Annotated in this window: 17 protein-coding genes and 1 pseudogene; 8 read left to right on the forward strand and 10 right to left on the reverse strand. The window is 63.9% G+C overall.

Annotation, left to right across the window (positions count from 1 at the left end; all coding sequences use genetic code 11):
* Positions 1-51 precede the first annotated feature (51 nt).
* A complete protein-coding gene (gene dinB, locus V7Z98_RS00860; RefSeq protein WP_334156617.1) occupies positions 52-1,239 on the forward strand; it encodes a DNA polymerase IV in 1,188 nt (395 codons plus the stop codon).
* A gap of 223 nt (positions 1,240-1,462) precedes the next feature.
* Here dinB and V7Z98_RS00865 read toward each other — a convergent pair whose 3' ends face one another.
* Positions 1,463-2,062, reverse strand: a complete 600-nt coding sequence (locus tag V7Z98_RS00865; protein WP_334156618.1) for an outer membrane protein — start codon at positions 2,060-2,062, stop codon at positions 1,463-1,465.
* Positions 2,063-2,209: 147 nt separating this feature from the next.
* Between V7Z98_RS00865 and V7Z98_RS00870 the strand changes: the two genes are divergently transcribed.
* Positions 2,210-2,452, forward strand: coding sequence for a helix-turn-helix domain-containing protein (locus V7Z98_RS00870; protein ID WP_334156619.1), 243 nt, complete (start codon positions 2,210-2,212; stop codon positions 2,450-2,452).
* An 87-nt stretch (positions 2,453-2,539) separates the two neighbouring features.
* On the opposite strand, the gene V7Z98_RS00875 is transcribed toward V7Z98_RS00870, so the two are convergent.
* Complete coding sequence (locus V7Z98_RS00875) at positions 2,540-2,818, reverse strand: type II toxin-antitoxin system HicA family toxin (RefSeq protein WP_334156620.1); 279 nt, start codon at positions 2,816-2,818, stop codon at positions 2,540-2,542.
* 13 nt (positions 2,819-2,831) lie between these two features.
* Complete coding sequence (locus tag V7Z98_RS00880) at positions 2,832-3,614, reverse strand: slipin family protein (RefSeq protein ID WP_334156621.1); 783 nt, start codon at positions 3,612-3,614, stop codon at positions 2,832-2,834.
* Positions 3,615-3,793: 179 nt separating this feature from the next.
* On the opposite strand from V7Z98_RS00880, the gene thpR reads away from it, so the two are divergent.
* Positions 3,794-4,300 carry an RNA 2',3'-cyclic phosphodiesterase gene (gene thpR, locus V7Z98_RS00885; protein ID WP_334156622.1) on the forward strand — a complete coding sequence of 169 codons (507 nt, stop codon included), beginning with the start codon at positions 3,794-3,796 and terminating at the stop codon, positions 4,298-4,300.
* A 315-nt stretch (positions 4,301-4,615) separates the two neighbouring features.
* On the opposite strand, the gene V7Z98_RS00890 is transcribed toward thpR, so the two are convergent.
* The 7 genes and pseudogenes from V7Z98_RS00890 to V7Z98_RS00920 all read right to left on the reverse strand — a co-directional run bounded on the left by V7Z98_RS00890 (position 4,616) and on the right by V7Z98_RS00920 (position 10,073).
* Entirely contained in the window at positions 4,616-5,005 is a 390-nt protein-coding gene (locus V7Z98_RS00890; protein ID WP_334156623.1) for a hypothetical protein, read from the reverse strand.
* Between the two features lie 198 nt (positions 5,006-5,203).
* Positions 5,204-5,686 (reverse strand): IS3 family transposase, encoded by a 483-nt coding sequence (locus V7Z98_RS00895; RefSeq protein ID WP_334156624.1) that lies wholly within the window; start codon positions 5,684-5,686, stop codon positions 5,204-5,206.
* A gap of 35 nt (positions 5,687-5,721) precedes the next feature.
* The gene (locus V7Z98_RS00900) at positions 5,722-5,949 is read right to left on the reverse strand and encodes a transposase (RefSeq protein ID WP_334156731.1); all 228 of its coding nucleotides are present in this window, start codon (positions 5,947-5,949) and stop codon (positions 5,722-5,724) included.
* 13 nt (positions 5,950-5,962) lie between these two features.
* Positions 5,963-7,048, reverse strand: coding sequence for an HNH endonuclease (locus tag V7Z98_RS00905; RefSeq protein ID WP_334156625.1), 1,086 nt, complete (start codon positions 7,046-7,048; stop codon positions 5,963-5,965).
* A gap of 33 nt (positions 7,049-7,081) precedes the next feature.
* Positions 7,082-7,507: pseudogene (locus V7Z98_RS00910) on the reverse strand (IS3 family transposase); the annotation flags it as partial.
* Positions 7,508-7,611: 104 nt separating this feature from the next.
* Positions 7,612-9,027, reverse strand: a complete 1,416-nt coding sequence (locus tag V7Z98_RS00915) for a saccharopine dehydrogenase NADP-binding domain-containing protein (RefSeq protein ID WP_334156626.1) — start codon at positions 9,025-9,027, stop codon at positions 7,612-7,614.
* Positions 9,028-9,224: 197 nt separating this feature from the next.
* A complete protein-coding gene (locus tag V7Z98_RS00920; RefSeq protein WP_293265280.1) occupies positions 9,225-10,073 on the reverse strand; it encodes a 3-hydroxybutyryl-CoA dehydrogenase in 849 nt (282 codons plus the stop codon).
* A 216-nt stretch (positions 10,074-10,289) separates the two neighbouring features.
* Between V7Z98_RS00920 and V7Z98_RS00925 the strand changes: the two genes are divergently transcribed.
* The 5 genes from V7Z98_RS00925 to V7Z98_RS00945 all read left to right on the forward strand — a co-directional run bounded on the left by V7Z98_RS00925 (position 10,290) and on the right by V7Z98_RS00945 (position 14,314).
* A complete protein-coding gene (locus V7Z98_RS00925) occupies positions 10,290-11,111 on the forward strand; it encodes a mechanosensitive ion channel family protein (protein WP_334156627.1) in 822 nt (273 codons plus the stop codon).
* A 107-nt stretch (positions 11,112-11,218) separates the two neighbouring features.
* Positions 11,219-12,388: an NAD(P)/FAD-dependent oxidoreductase gene (locus tag V7Z98_RS00930; protein WP_334156628.1), complete on the forward strand. Its 1,170-nt coding sequence runs from the start codon at positions 11,219-11,221 to the stop codon at positions 12,386-12,388.
* An 8-nt stretch (positions 12,389-12,396) separates the two neighbouring features.
* Entirely contained in the window at positions 12,397-12,963 is a 567-nt protein-coding gene (locus tag V7Z98_RS00935) for a PIN domain-containing protein (protein ID WP_334156629.1), read from the forward strand.
* A 56-nt stretch (positions 12,964-13,019) separates the two neighbouring features.
* On the forward strand, positions 13,020-13,466 hold the full coding sequence (locus V7Z98_RS00940; protein WP_334156630.1) for a YchJ family protein: 447 nt from the start codon (positions 13,020-13,022) through the stop codon (positions 13,464-13,466).
* Positions 13,467-13,501: 35 nt separating this feature from the next.
* Positions 13,502-14,314, forward strand: coding sequence for a helix-turn-helix transcriptional regulator (locus V7Z98_RS00945; RefSeq protein ID WP_334156631.1), 813 nt, complete (start codon positions 13,502-13,504; stop codon positions 14,312-14,314).
* Positions 14,315-14,390: the final 76 nt, after the last annotated feature.

Genomic DNA, 14,390 nt, shown 5'->3' on the forward strand with positions numbered 1-14,390 from the left:
CACCGTCCCTTCTGGCGTCCTTGCCACCGTTCTGCACCGCTCCACGCCGTCATGAGCAGTCCCCGCCCCGCTTCCCTCTCCGCTCACCGCCGCATTGCCCACCTAGACATGGATGCGTTCTTCGCCTCCGTGGAATTGCTGCGCTACCCGGACCTGCGCGGCCAGCCGGTGGTGGTGGGCGGGCGCAGTGTGGACGCGCCGGTGACGCAGCCCGACGGCACCCGGCGCTACGCCCGGCTGCGCGACTACGTGGGCCGGGGGGTGGTCACCACCTCCACCTACGAAGCCCGGGCCCTGGGGGTGTTCTCCGCCATGGGGCTGATGAAGTCGGCCCAGCTGGCGCCGGACGCCATCCTGCTGCCGGCGGACTTCGAGGCCTACCGCAACGCCTCACGGCGCTTCAAGGCGGCGGTGGCCGAAATCGCTCCTTGCATCGAGGACCGGGGCGTGGACGAGATTTACATCGACCTCACCGACGTGCCGGGGGAGACCGAGGCCCTGGCCCGGCGCATCAAGGACGCCGTGTTCGCCGCCACCGGCCTCACCTGCTCCATCGGCGTCACCCCCAACAAGCTGCTGGCCAAGATCTGCTCGGACCTGGACAAGCCGAACGGCCTGACCCTGCTTGGCCCTGAGGACATCCCCACCCGCATCTGGCCCCTGCCGGTGAAGAAGGTGAACGGCATCGGCCCCAAGGCCACGGAGAAGCTCGCCGGCCTGGGCATCCACACCATCGGCGAACTGGCGGCCACGGCGGAAGACTTTCTCGTCGCCCAGTTCGGCCGCAGCTACGGGGCCTGGCTCCACGCGGCCGCCCACGGCATCGACGACCGGGAACTGTCCCTCAACCCGGAACCCCGTTCCATCAGCCGCGAAACCACCTTCGCCCGGGATTTGCACCCGCGCCAGGACCGGGCCGCCTTGAGCGAAATCTTCACCGACCTGTGCGAGAAGGTGGCCGCCGACCTCAAGCGCAAGGGCTACGCCGGACGCACCATCGGCATCAAGCTGCGCTACGCCGACTTCCACACCGTCACCCGGGACGCGACCCTGCCCCTGCCGGTGGCCGACGCCGCCACCATCCGCCGAGCGGCGGGGGAATGCCTGAAACGGGTACCCCTGGACCAGCGCCTGCGCCTGCTGGGCGTGCGGGTCGGCACCCTGACGCCTCTGGCCGAGCTGGACGACGCCCGGGGAGCGCTCACACGACAGCAGCGCCAGGGCGAATTGCCCTTCTGAAATTCCACCGGAGCATCAGCCCGCAATTGGCTGCCACCAATTGGCGGCCATCTTTTCCATGGTGCCTCGGTAAACGCGCCTCTAGCCAGCCAGCGCAGTACTCATAAGTCCCTGCTTGCCAGGAACTTTACTCATTCCCACAAAACAAAACCCCCGAAAAGTCGGGGGTGCGAGCAGCCTGAAGCCCGCTCATGGGGCGGGCTTCTTCCCGAGACAGGCGGGCTTAGAACTTGTAGCCCACGCCGACATAAGCCCCGAAAGTGCTGGGCTTGAGCTTAACGCCCTCTACCGTGGTACTCCCGAAATCGATCTGCTCGATTTCAGCCAGGCCATAGAGGCTTTGCGAGAGCTTCTGCTTGACGCCGACGCCATAGCCGAACCCGTTCAATCCACGCGACACGGAGATGGGGTCGATACCGTCCGCAGAAACCTTCCCGGTGGTATGAACATAGGAAAGCTTCGCATAGGCCAGGGTGGATTCGGTGACGTTCCAGCCCGGCTCAACGGAAACACCGTAGGTATTGGAGCCCTTGGTTTTGACCGTTGTGCCGTCTTCAAGAAGCAGGCTTCCCGATTTCAGGTCACCCACAACGTAAAAAACGTTGCCGGACAGGTGGAACCCACCGAACGAGTAGCCATAGCCCGCAGACAATTTGCCGATGGTCGCCGAATCGTGCCACTTCGTCGTATCCGCCCCATCGGTCATTTTGGTCTCTGTCTTGGCCCACCCCAGGGATGCCTGGACGAACGGGCCGTCGAAACCGCCCGCCAGCGCGGAAGTGGAAAGCGCAGCCAGGGCTGCCGCAAGAAAGATCTTTTTCATTTCTACCCTTTTCCTGAGAGTTCAAAAAACGGCCCTGCCGTGAGCGGGTTGCAGACTCCGTTGCCCGCAACTCATGTGTCATCCGGGACCGGCAGGCGAAAAATATCCTAATTCGGGATATTTGTCGATGAAGCCTAACGTGCGGCCATGGCAAAGTCCCTGCACTCCCGTCATTACGCGATCTTCCGCGAGCTGCTCAAGCAGGCTCGGGAAAGGTCAGGAATGACACAGGTGCAAGTTGCCGCACTGCTGGGCAAGCCCCAGAGCTACGTTTCCAAATACGAGTCAGGCGACCGCCGCCTCGACTTCACGGAATTCATGGAAGTCGCCAACGTCCTGTCTCTCGATACCCAGGCGTTCATCCAGCAGTATCGGGACAAGGTTGAATAAGCCCTTCGACCAATGGGCTTGAGAAATCGCCTTCAACCCGCAGTACCGCCCTCCACTACGCGAAGCACCGTGCTTACGTCTTAGACGTCAGCCAACCCCTTCTTCGTAGGCCGCCAGGCTCACCCCGGCCTGGGTGAGCAGTTCGCGCAGCTGCTTGATGTCCTGCCGGGTGCAGGTGGAGCTGTTGTGGGGGTGGTGGATGAAGCCTTCCTGGTGGTTGAGGACCACCTTGAAGCGGGCGCCGTGGCTGGGTTCGATGGTGGCGCCCAGGTTGTGCAGCAGGGATTCCACCTCGCGCCAGTGGATGTTGGCGCTGGGCGGGTCCTTGAATACGGCGCGCAGCAGGGTCAGGTGCTTGTGGCTCATGGCTCGCTCCGGTTCAGGGCTGGCGTGCCCGGTCGAGAAAGGCGCTCACCAGGTCCATCGGCAGGGGAAAGATCACCGTGGTGTTCTTGTCGGCGCCGATCACGGTGAGGGTTTCCAGGTAACGCAGCTGGATCGCCTGGGGCTGCTGGGACAGGATCTGGGCGGCCTGGAAGAGCTTTTCGGCGGCCTGCAACTCGCCCTCGGCATGGATCACCTTGGCGCGCCGCTCCCGCTCCGCCTCGGCCTGGCGGGCGATGGCCCGGATCATGGATTCGGTCAGGTCCACCTGTTTGATCTCCACGTTGGACACCTTGATGCCCCAGGTATCGGTCTGGGCGTCCAGGGCCTGCTGGATGTCCAGGTTGAGCCGCTCCCGCTCCGCCAGCATGTCGTCCAGCTGGTGCTTGCCGAGCACCGAGCGCAGCATGGTCTGGGCCAGCTGGCTGGTGGCGTTGAGGTAATCCTCCACCTGGATGATGGCCTTGGCCGAGTCGACCACGCGTAGATAGACCACGGCGCTGACCTTGACCGACACGTTGTCCCGGGAGATCACGTCCTGGGTCGGTACCTCCAGCACGATGGTGCGCAGATCGACCCGCACCACCTGCTGGATGGCCGGGACGATAATCACCAGCCCCGGCCCCTTGACCCTCCAGAAACGGCCCAGGGTGAACACCACGCCCCGCTCGTACTCGCGGAAGATGCGGATCGACGCAAACGCCAACAGCACGAGCAGCACCACGACGATGCCGTAGCCGCCAAAGACACCGCCGGATATTCCAGATTCCCAGGGCATGAGACTCTCCTTCGCGCCAAACCGTCCCTGTTGCTTGGGCCATGGCGCGGGCGCGGCAGTTCCCGGCCGGCGTTGTCCCGGAGCGCTTCGGGCGCTGGCGGCGCTACACTGGCAGAGTGAGCACGCTCCCTCTTCCGCCTCCTCGGCCACCTGCACATCCCCCCGCCGCCGGCGAGGAGGTGCGGCTGTTCCTCGCCCTGTGGCCCGATGCGGGCGTGCGCCGGGCCCTGGTGCGGCAGCGGGACGCCTGGAGCGCGGCGGCCGGCACCCGGCTGATGCGGCCCGACACCCTGCATCTGACCCTGCACTACATCGGCCATGTGCCGCGTTCGCGCCTGGCGGAAATCCGCCATGGCCTGAAAATCCCCTTCGCCCCCTTCGCCTTCGGGCTGGAGCGGACGGACCTTTGGCGTCACGGCATTGCCGTGCTCGCCACGGACGCGATGGCGCCGGGCATGGCAGCCCTTCACGCCGCCCTGGGAAAGCGCCTGGCCGACCTGGGCCTGCCCACCGACAGCGCCGACTTCCACCCCCACGTCACCCTGGCCCGCCGGGCCGGCAGGCTGGTACCGGCCATCCCGCCTCTTCCCCTGCGCTGGCAGGTCCGCGACTACGTGCTGGTGGAAAGCCGCCCGGGCCAGGAATCACCCTACACGGTGCTGGAACGCTACCCGGCCACCGCCTGAGCGCCTTGCGTGGCGCTCAGTCCGCCGGCAATGCCTAACTGGGCGGCCAGCGCCACCCGCACACTGTCCAGCAAGATCTGGTGAAATCGCCCGCTACTATTTCAGCCCCTAATACTCAATATGCCATATGATTAAACACAGCAAACCTATTGGATTTCCGGGTTAATAGTATGCATAAAGTTGGGAAAAGCCATCAACTGATGAATGGAATTTTGGCAAAACCGGCACAGTGCTTACACGTGTAGCAGTATCTGAGTTACTACGAAGAAACGACGCACCAGGACGGCGCATCGTGTCGAAAACAGGAGCTATTTGTCAAGGCGCCGAGGTGTTGTTGATAATATATTCACACAATAAAGCCGGAATCTCCTCTCCTTCTTTCTTTAAATCGTCAATGCACGACCTCAATTTGGCATTAAAGATATCTTGCACAGGCTCCCCCCGCAAATCTGCCAAGCAGATCCTGGTCGTGTACTTTGCCAATCCATGAATAGCAACATTGATTGCCCAATGCAAATTTCTAAAGATGAGTTCGTCTTCACGCCCAATGAATGTGTCTCCAATATCATCTGCCAATTGACCAAGACCCTCAACAACATATCTTTGCCCGTCACTCTGCATGTAACATATTTTCAAATCAAGTGACTGCGGCCACTCTGATAGAGCTTGTGAGAGCCAACCAGAAAAAACCTGAGCATTCGCCATATTTATTTCCTTATACGCCCATCGGGCCAAATACTTTGTGGCTTGTCACCTCGCTCCCAAGAGCCCTTGCTGGGCCAACGCTTCCATTAGTCTCTATCACGATTGCCGTGACCCGATTTATCCCGCTCCCAAACTGAACCATCTTCACACTGCTTTCCGGGCGTTCCTCGAATAGGTTGAAATTTCCCTGGCATCGCATCAGGGTTGTCTGGATATTCGGCATCTCAGCACGCCGACGACCCGTCGGCCGGGCAACGAAGTATCGACTTCAATCGCCAGGTACTCTTTGGTGAAGTCATCGACGATGTTCAGGCACCGCAGCCGCCGACCATCGGTCAGGCCGTCCGAGACGTAGTCCATCGACCAGCTCTCGTTCGGTGCTGAAGGTGCGACCTTGATTTGGCGCTCGATCCCGGCAATGCGCTTACGCTTTCGTTTGCGCACCATCAGGCCGGCTTCGTGATACACCCGGTACGTGCGTTTCCGGTTGATTTCCCAGCCTTCCCGGCAGAGCAAGACATGCAGACGGCGGTAGCCATAGCGCCGCTTCTGCGCCGCCAACTCGCATAGCCGCTCCTTGAGTTCCGCGTCGGCTGGCCGCTTGCCTTGATAGCGATACAGCGACCGGGAAATGCCGATCAGCCCACAAGCCCGCGTGACACCCATCTGCTGCGTTGCCATCAAATGCGAAACTGCTGCCCGCTTGGCTTGTGGGCCTACCACTTTCGGCCCACGACCTCTTTCAAGGCGGCGTTGTCCAGCATCGCTTCCGCCAGCAGTCGCTTGAGCCGACCATTCTCGGTCTCCAACCCCTTCAAGCGCTGTGCGTCCGACACGGTCATGCCGCCGAACTTCGCCTTCCAGTTGTAGTAGGTCGCCTCGCTGATGCCGTGTTTGCGACACAGCTCCGCCACCTTCAGGCCGACCTCGGCTTCCTTCAGGATTCCCTTGCCGCCTTTACTCGCGCTTCAGGCGGGAGACTGACTTGTAAAGTTTGCTGACCAATTCCTTAGCTTGTTCGCCATAGTGAAGTTCGCGGTGGCAATTTGGGCATACGGCAACGACATTACTGGTAGTGTCAGACCCCTTCTCAGCAAGTTTGCGGACGTGATGAGCTTCAAGATATGGAAGGCCGTCTGCGCCCAAGAAAGGGGCTTGCTGATTACAGCACTCGCAAACACCCTCTGCTTGTTTCAGCACCCAAGCTTTCACCGATGGGTCACGCTGATATTGCGTTACTGAGGATGTGTAGGCAGTCGGGGCAGGGCTTCCTACCGGCTGTGGTAGTTGCTTTCTTTTTACGTCCTCTCGGACGGCGATCTCAAAGGCAACCGTGGGCGCTATAACTTGATCTTCGATTTCAGCGACCAGCTCTTCGATCTGTGTTGCGACGTTTGCACCTACATTTTTTGCGGGCTTCAACCCCGATAGCCAGTCTCGTCCCATAAGTGATAGAACATATGAAATGTTCTGCATCCGGTACTCAAATGACTTTGCCGTTCTGCCAAACTGGCTGGCAAGTTCGTCGTAGTACTTTTTCTTGATGAACGGTGTCCCGGCTCGATCAAGCCGTTGCATATCCAAGTAGGCCTCAACAGATGCTCGCAGCTCGTCACGGCTCCAACCGCCACCGCTGACATCTTCTGGCTGCATTTCATGGCTAGTCTGGTAAGGTTCCCAATCGAAGACTTTGGATTTCTGAATTTCAGCCAGCCACCAGTTGATATCGTCTTGATTTCTACCGAATAACCTGTAATAGCCAGGCCCAGGCGTGAGTTTTTCTTTATCTATGATTAGGCCTGTGATGCCGGGTTTGCCTGTTAAAGCCGTCCAGTCAGCCAGAGAATTTAGCCCCTGGTTTTGAAGGCTTACTCCGAATGTGGCTCCCAGCAGAGGAAGTTTCAGAGCTTCGTGAACTTGCTTGTAGCTGACAAACGTTCGGGGGTCGTTGGCCTTGATTTTGGGCAGCATGGCTATCAACAGGGTAAGTAGTCGTAGACCTTGTTCATCCAAAATGACTGCCTCTGATGGTGACGTGGCCATGTTTTCTCCCTTTCGATTTGAATCGCCCCGGTTTCAGTAGACACTTTCGAGCCGGTTGAAATACTGCTTTTCGAACTCTACCGGAGCCATGCTGCCAGCGTAACCATGGCGGCGTTTCGGGTTGTAGAAGAGCTCGATGTAATCAAAGACATCCCGCCGGGCTTCCTCGCGATCAGCGTAGATCTTCCGACGAATCCGCTCCCGCTTGAGAAGCTGGAAAAAGCTCTCGGCCACAGCGTTGTCGTAGCAGTTGCCGCGCCGGCTCATGCTGGCCACCAGGTTATGGGCCTTCAGGAACGCCAGCCATTCATGACTGCTGAACTGGCGGCCCTGGTCGGAGTGGATGGTCACCGCCGATTTGGGCTGCCGGCGCCAGACGGCCATCAATAGTGCGTTGAGAGCCAGATCGGTTGCTATGCGGGATTGCATCGACCAGCCAACCACCTGCCGCGAACACAGTAGGTGCCTCCATCGCCGTTATAGGTCCAAGTGGTGCGCTTCTTGGGTTCGGCGATCTGGACCGGGAGCCGCCCAACCTGTTGCGAACGTTTCATCGTCCCTCCTCAGGACGCGACGATAAAGTCGGAAAACTGCAAGCCGCCCGCCCTGCCCATGCTTTTCGGATTCCAGGCGGACAGGATGCCCTCGATCCGCCCCAGGTAGGGCCGGGCGATGTCCAGCACGAATTCGTGGTCCAGGGATTCGGCCTCGACCACGCCCTCGTCCGGGTGCTCCACCAGCCAGGCCACGGCGGCCAGCAGGGGCGCCGCCACCTGCAAGGTGGTGGCGTTGTTGCACGGAGCCAGGTGGCGCGCCTCTTCCAGCGTCAGGGTGGAGCCGTACCAGTAGGTCCCGCCGTCGAAGACGAACAAGGCGCCCAGCTCGTCGCCGCCGCCGCTCAGATCATTGCGCAGCAGGAACTTGTAACCGAGTTCGGCAAAGCCGGAAGCGGCCCAGTCCTCCAGGGAGGTCTCCGCCGCCGGGCAGGGCCGGTAGGCGTAATACACCGTGGGCCGATAGGCCGGGACTTCCGAGACTTCCGGGGCTCCCGCGCCGTCCGCGACGGTCAGCAGGTCGGCGATGGATAGGGATTCGTGGTGGGTCAGCAGGTAGGCGCTCTGCTCCCCGGCCGAGGGCACCCAGGAGCGGACCCGGGTCCGCACGCCCGGCTCGGGCAGGTACAGGCTGCGCCCGCCGCTACCGAGCGGAGTCGCGCCGGCCGGCAGGGCGCCTTCGTGGCTGCCCCAGCCCAGTTCGGCCCGCTGGAAGGCCTCGGCCATCAGCCCGTCGGCCGACCAGGTGTTGGCGAAGCCGCCCGGAGGCAACGGCGGACCGCCGTGCTGGGTGTCCCGCTCGGCGATCTGGACGACCCGGACGCCCAGGTCCCGGGCCAGCTCGGCGTGGCTGCCAGCCGATGCTGCAAACGCTACGCCGCGCAGCCCGGCGAGCCGTTCGAGCCCCGCCTTGACGAAATGACTGATGAGCCCGGGGTTGGCGCCGTGGGCCACCACGGCAGTGGGCCGCCCCGGGCCGCGGCGGGCGAGGACCTGCTCCCGCAGCCACCAGTTGGTGGTGTGCTCCACGGGCAGGGCCGGATCGGTGTAGCCCCCCACCCAAGGCTCGATGCAGGTGTCCAGGTAGCGCACGCCGTGGTCCTGGCACCAGTCGATCAGGCTCAGGGAGGCGACATCGACCGAGACGTTGATGAGAATCCCGCCCCGGGGCAGGAGCCGCCCCAGGACCTCCCGGTGGTTTTCCGGAGTGAGGGGCTGGACCGTGAAGGCCACGTTGAACAGGGTGGCGACATCCATCCCCCGTTCGTCGGCGGTGACGATGCGGATCTGCCTGGGCGACAGGTCGAAATGGCGGAACAGCAGCGGCAGCAGCGCCTGGCCGACGCTGCCGAAGCCGACGAACAGGATCGTTCCCGCATAGCTGCCGCTGAACGCATGAAGCGCTTGATTGGTTTGTGTCGTCACGTTGGAATCTGGGCAGGTTCTCCCTGCCTTCTCGCCCCCTGGATATGACATTGTAACAATCCGGGAGTATTCCGCCGGCGGCATATGCAACAAACATGCAACAAAAAAGGCAGGGCGGGAAAAATCCCGCCCTGCCTTTTTGCCTGTTCCTGCTTGTTCCCGATATGCGGTGCGCCATGCACACCGCGCGCCCGGGATCAGTAGGTGAAGAAGCCCTTGCCGGTCTTGCGGCCCAGGTAGCCGGCTTCGACCATTTCCACCAGCAGAGGAGCCGGACGGTACTTCGGGTCCTTGGTGCCTTCGAACAGCACCTGCATCACCGCCAGTTCCACGTCCAGGCCGATCATGTCGCACAGGGCCAGGGGGCCGATGGGGTGGTTGCAGCCGAGCTTCATCGCTTCGTCGATGGCGGCGGCTTCGGCCAGGCCTTCGCCCAGGGCGAAGATGGCTTCGTTGATCATCGGGCAGAGCAGGCGGTTGACCACGAAGCCCGGGCTGTTCTTGACCTGCACCGGGGTCTTGCCCACGGCCTTGGAGATGGCTTCCACGGTAGCGTAGGTGGCGTCCGAGGTCTGCAGGCCACGGATCACTTCGACCAGGGCCATCATCGGCACCGGGTTGAAGAAGTGCATGCCGATCACCCGGTCGGCGCGGCCGGTGGCGGCGGCGAGCTTGGTGATGGAGATGGAGGAGGTGTTGGAAGCCAGGATGGCGTCCGCCTTCATCAGGCCGTCGAGCTGCTTGAAGATCTTGGTCTTCAGTTCCAGGTTCTCGGTGGCGGCCTCGATCACCAGGTCGGCGACGGCCAGGGCCTGGGTGTCGGTGGCGGTGGAAATCTTGGCCAGGGCGGCGGCCTTCTGCGCCTCGGTCATCTTTTCCTTCTTGATCAGCCGGTCCAGGCTGCCGGAAATGGTGGCCACGGCGCGGTCGAGGGCGGGCTGGGCGATATCGGTGAGGATCACCTCGAAGCCGGCCACGGCGAAGGCCTGGGCGATGCCGTTACCCATGGTGCCGGCGCCGACGACGCCGATTTTTTGCTGGGACATCCCTACTCTCCTTGTAGTCAGTGGTGCAGCGGAGTGCGTGGTTCCATACGCAGACGTATGGGAGCGCTGCATCATACCGCCGTCGGGACTCCCCGCCAACCTGCCCTACCCCCTGCCGCCGTGCGTGCAATTGGCACATTTCCCGTCTAGGCTGGATCGTTATACGTTCGTCATTGCAGCGCGCCAATTCCCCCCAACCCCGCTCGGAAGACCGCCATGGAAAATCTCGACAGTTACCGCCAACTGATCATGACCTACGCCACCGACATCGGCATCAAGGTCGTCGGCGCCATCCTCTTCTGGGTCGTCGGCCGCTGGCTGATCGGCCTGGCCGAACGCCTGCTGCAACAGGCCATGGCCCGGCAGAAGGTCGATCCGACCCTGGTGCGCTACGTCGGCAGCTTCGTTGCGGTCACCCTGAACATCATCCTGATCGTCGCCATCCTCGGCTATTTCGGGGTCCAGACCACCACCTTCGCCGCCTTGGTGGCCGGCATCGGCGTGGCCATCGGCGCCGCCTGGGGCGGGCTGCTCGGCAACCTGGCGGCGGGCATCTTTCTCGTCGTGCTGCGCCCCTTCAAGGTCGGCGACTTCATCAGTGCCGGCGGCGTCACCGGCAGGGTCAAGGAAATCGGCCTGTTCGCCACCACCATCAACACCCCGGATAACGTGATGACCCTGGTGGGCAACGGCCGGATCTTCGGCGACACCATCCAGAACTTCACCGCCAACCCCTACCGCCGGGTCGACCTCAAGTGCCAGCTGGCCGGCAGCGCCGACCACGCGGCGGCCATGGTGCTGCTGCGGGAAAAACTGCTGGCGGTGGACAACGTGCTGGCCGACCCGCCGCCGGAAGTGGAAATCCTCGACTTCAACCTGGTCGGGCCGGTGCTGGCGGTGCGCCCCTACTGCCACAACGACAATTACTGGCAGGTCTATTTCGACGGCAACCGGGCGATCCGCGAAGCCCTCACCGCCGCCGGCTTCCCCGCCCCCATGCCGGCCCAGGTGGTGGTAATGCAGCAGCCGGCCCCCTGATGCCTTAACCCGGCAGCCGCCGGCCCTGCCCATCCCGTCATCGGCAGGGCCGCCACCGCCCGACAGCCTCGTACAATGGCAAGGTTTTGTCGTAACGAGGATGTGACATGGCCGAATCAGTCGGCGCGGTAGTCATCGGGGCCGGCGCGGTCGGCCTGGCCTGTGCCCGGGCCCTGGCCCGGCGCGGCATCGAAACGGTGGTGGTCGAGGCCCATACGGCCATCGGCCAGGAAACCTCCAGCCGCAACAGCGAAGTCATCCACGCCGGGCTCTACTACCCGGCCGGCTCCCTCAAGGCCCGCCTGTGCGTCGCCGGCCGGCAACTGCTCTACCGCTTCTGCGCCGACTACGGCGTGGCACACCAGCGCTGCGGCAAGCTGATCGTGGCCACCAGCGCCGCCCAGGTGGGAGAACTGGAAGCCATCCGCGCCAAGGCCGAGGCCAACGGCGTCACCGACCTGCGCCAGCTCACCGCCGCCGAGGCCCAAGCCCTGGAACCGGCGCTGTACTGCCACGGCGCCCTGCTCTCCCCCTCCACCGGCATCATCGACAGCCACGGCCTGATGCTGGCCCTGCTCGGCGACGCCGAACGCCAGGGCGCCAGCCTGGCCCTGGGCAGCCCGGTGATCGAGGGCTGGGCCAGCCGCGACGGCCTCACCCTCACCGTGGGCCAGGGCGGCGACGCCATGGAACTGGCCCCGCGCCTGGTCATCAACGCCGCCGGCTTGTACGCCCCCCGGGTCGCCTCCCGCCTCACCGGCTATGGCGCCGAGCACCTGCCCCCGGTGCATTTCGCCAAGGGCAACTACTACAGCCTGTCGGGCCGGGCGCCTTTCTCCCGGCTGATCTATCCGGTGCCCGAACCCGGCGGCCTGGGGGTGCACCTGACCCTGGACCTGGGCGGCCAGGCCCGCTTCGGCCCGGACGTGGAATGGCTGCCCGACCAGGGCGTGGCGGCTGATCCGGCCACCTTCGACTACCGGGTCGATCCGGCCCGGGCCGAGCGCTTCTACGGCGAGGTGCGCCGCTACTGGCCGGACCTGCCCGACCACGCCCTGGCCCCGGCCTATTCCGGCGTGCGCCCCAAGATCAACGGCCCCGACCAGCCCGCCGCCGATTTCAGCCTGCAAGGGCCGGAAACCCACGGCATCCCCGGCCTGCTCCACCTTTACGGCATCGAATCCCCGGGCCTCACCTCCTGCCTGGCCCTGGCCGAACTGGCCTGTGAGCGGCTGGGGCTGGAGCAGGGCGTGGCCCCGGCCGGAGCCACGCAATGAGCGGCGCGATGCAGAATCCAGCAAGCACCCCGGCAACCCACGGCCCCCGGGCAGATGCCCCGCCGCGCCGGGTCGTGCTCGACACCAACGCGGTGCTCGACCTCTTCTATTACCGCCCCCGGGCCCTGGCCCAGAACAAGCCACCCCGGGGGCCGTCCATCGCACCCCTGGCCGAGGCCATCGACAGCGGTGCCCTGCGCCCCTGCGCCGACGCCACCACCCTGGACGAGTTGGCCCGGGTGCTCACCTACCCCGAATTCGCCCTGGCCGCCGACGAGCAAGCCGAATTCCACGCCGCCTACGCCGCCCGGGTGGAGCTGATCGCCCCGGCCGATCCGGATACCGCCAGCGGCCTGCCCCACTGCCGCGACAAGGATGACCAGAAGTTCGTCGAACTGGCCGCCCGGGCCGGCGCCCTGTGGCTGGTCAGCCGGGACAAGGAAGTGCTGCGCCTCAACCGCCGCCGCCTCAATCCCCTGCCCTACCGGGTGCTCCTGCCGGAAGAACTGGCCGCCTTGCTGGCGGGCGAGCGCCTGGCGGATCAAGCCACGCTGCTTGCGACGCCGAATCCGTAAATCCAGCCACACATCGGCCCCAAACCGGCCCTCAATCAAGCCCTAGATTCAGCCTCATGACCCGCACCAAGCCCGACAAACTCGCCTCCCACGGCACCCCGCAACAGCCCCAAGGCCCCTGCCCCTGCGGCACCGGCCGCCCCTACGCCGCCTGCTGCGCCCCCTACCACGCCGAACCCTTCGCCGAGGCGCCCCCCGCCCCCACCGCCGAAGCCCTGATGCGCTCCCGCTACAGCGCTTACGTTCTGGGCCTGGAACCCTACCTGCTCGCCACCTGGCACCCCACCACCCGCCCCGCCGCCCTGGGCCTGGCCGACGAGCCACCGGCCCAATGGCTGGGGCTGGAGGTCAAGCGTCATAGTCCCGATGGAGAGAAAGCCGAAGTGGCTTTCGTCGCCCGCTACAAGGTGGGGGGACGGGCGCACCGGCTGGTGGAGACGAGCCGGTTCGTGCGGGAGGATGGGCGGTGGTTTTATGTGGATGGGCGAATAGAGCACCCCTGACGGCGCCGTTCCTCTTCTCGCCCTAGATTCTTCCAATGGACCATTCCCCCCTTCCCAGCCCGCGACTCAATTTCGGCGCCAAAGTCTTTGCCTCCCGGTGTTACCGCCTGAAAACGCTGGCCGTGCACGACAACCTGCTCGTGGTAGTGCTCAGTGGCGCCAAGGGGCTACACGGTCCCGGAGATGTATTGCTGGCCCGTCGCAACGAAGCGGCGCTGGTGGCCGGCGGCACGCGATGGGACATCGTGAACGACCCGGGCGGGAGCGGCCGCTATGAGGCCGTGGCCCTGTCTTTTGACGATGCCGTGCTCCAGGACATGAGCCGCTTCGAACTGCCGCAGGCCAACGCCATCACCGCCGCCCGCATCGTGCCGACCGACGAGCAGTTTCGCGAAGCCGTCCAACGCACCTTGCCGCCCCTCAAGGCGAAGCCCATGTCCCGGCAAATTCTCCAGCATCGCACCATGGAGGTTCTGCTGATGCTTGCCGAGGCAGGCCACCGATTCGTGCCGAAAAACGAGGTCGGCTGGTGCGAGCGAATACGCCGCCTGGTGAGCAACCATCCCGCCGCGGACTGGACGGCAAAATCCCTGGCCGACACCTTTCATCTCAGCGAATCGTCCCTGCGCCGCCGCCTGGACGACGACAGGATCACCCTGGGCGCCCTGGTGCGGGAAGTACGCCTGGAAACCGCCCTCGGCTTGCTGCAAACCACCAGCCTGTCCGTGGGCGAGGTCGCCCAGCGCTGCGGCTGGGAATCCCACAGCCGCTTTTCGGCCGTATTCCAGGAACGATGGGGCGTCCCACCCTCCGTCGTGCGGGCACGGCTGAAAGAAACTGAACAATGATCGGCAGAAAGCGGATAACCGGAAATCAAGGAAAGGTCTGAACATCGGACGGCCACTCAACCATATGGAGCCAGAA

It is taken from the genome of Oryzomicrobium sp. (genome assembly GCF_036820405.1).
Lineage (GTDB): Bacteria > Pseudomonadota > Gammaproteobacteria > Burkholderiales > Rhodocyclaceae > Oryzomicrobium.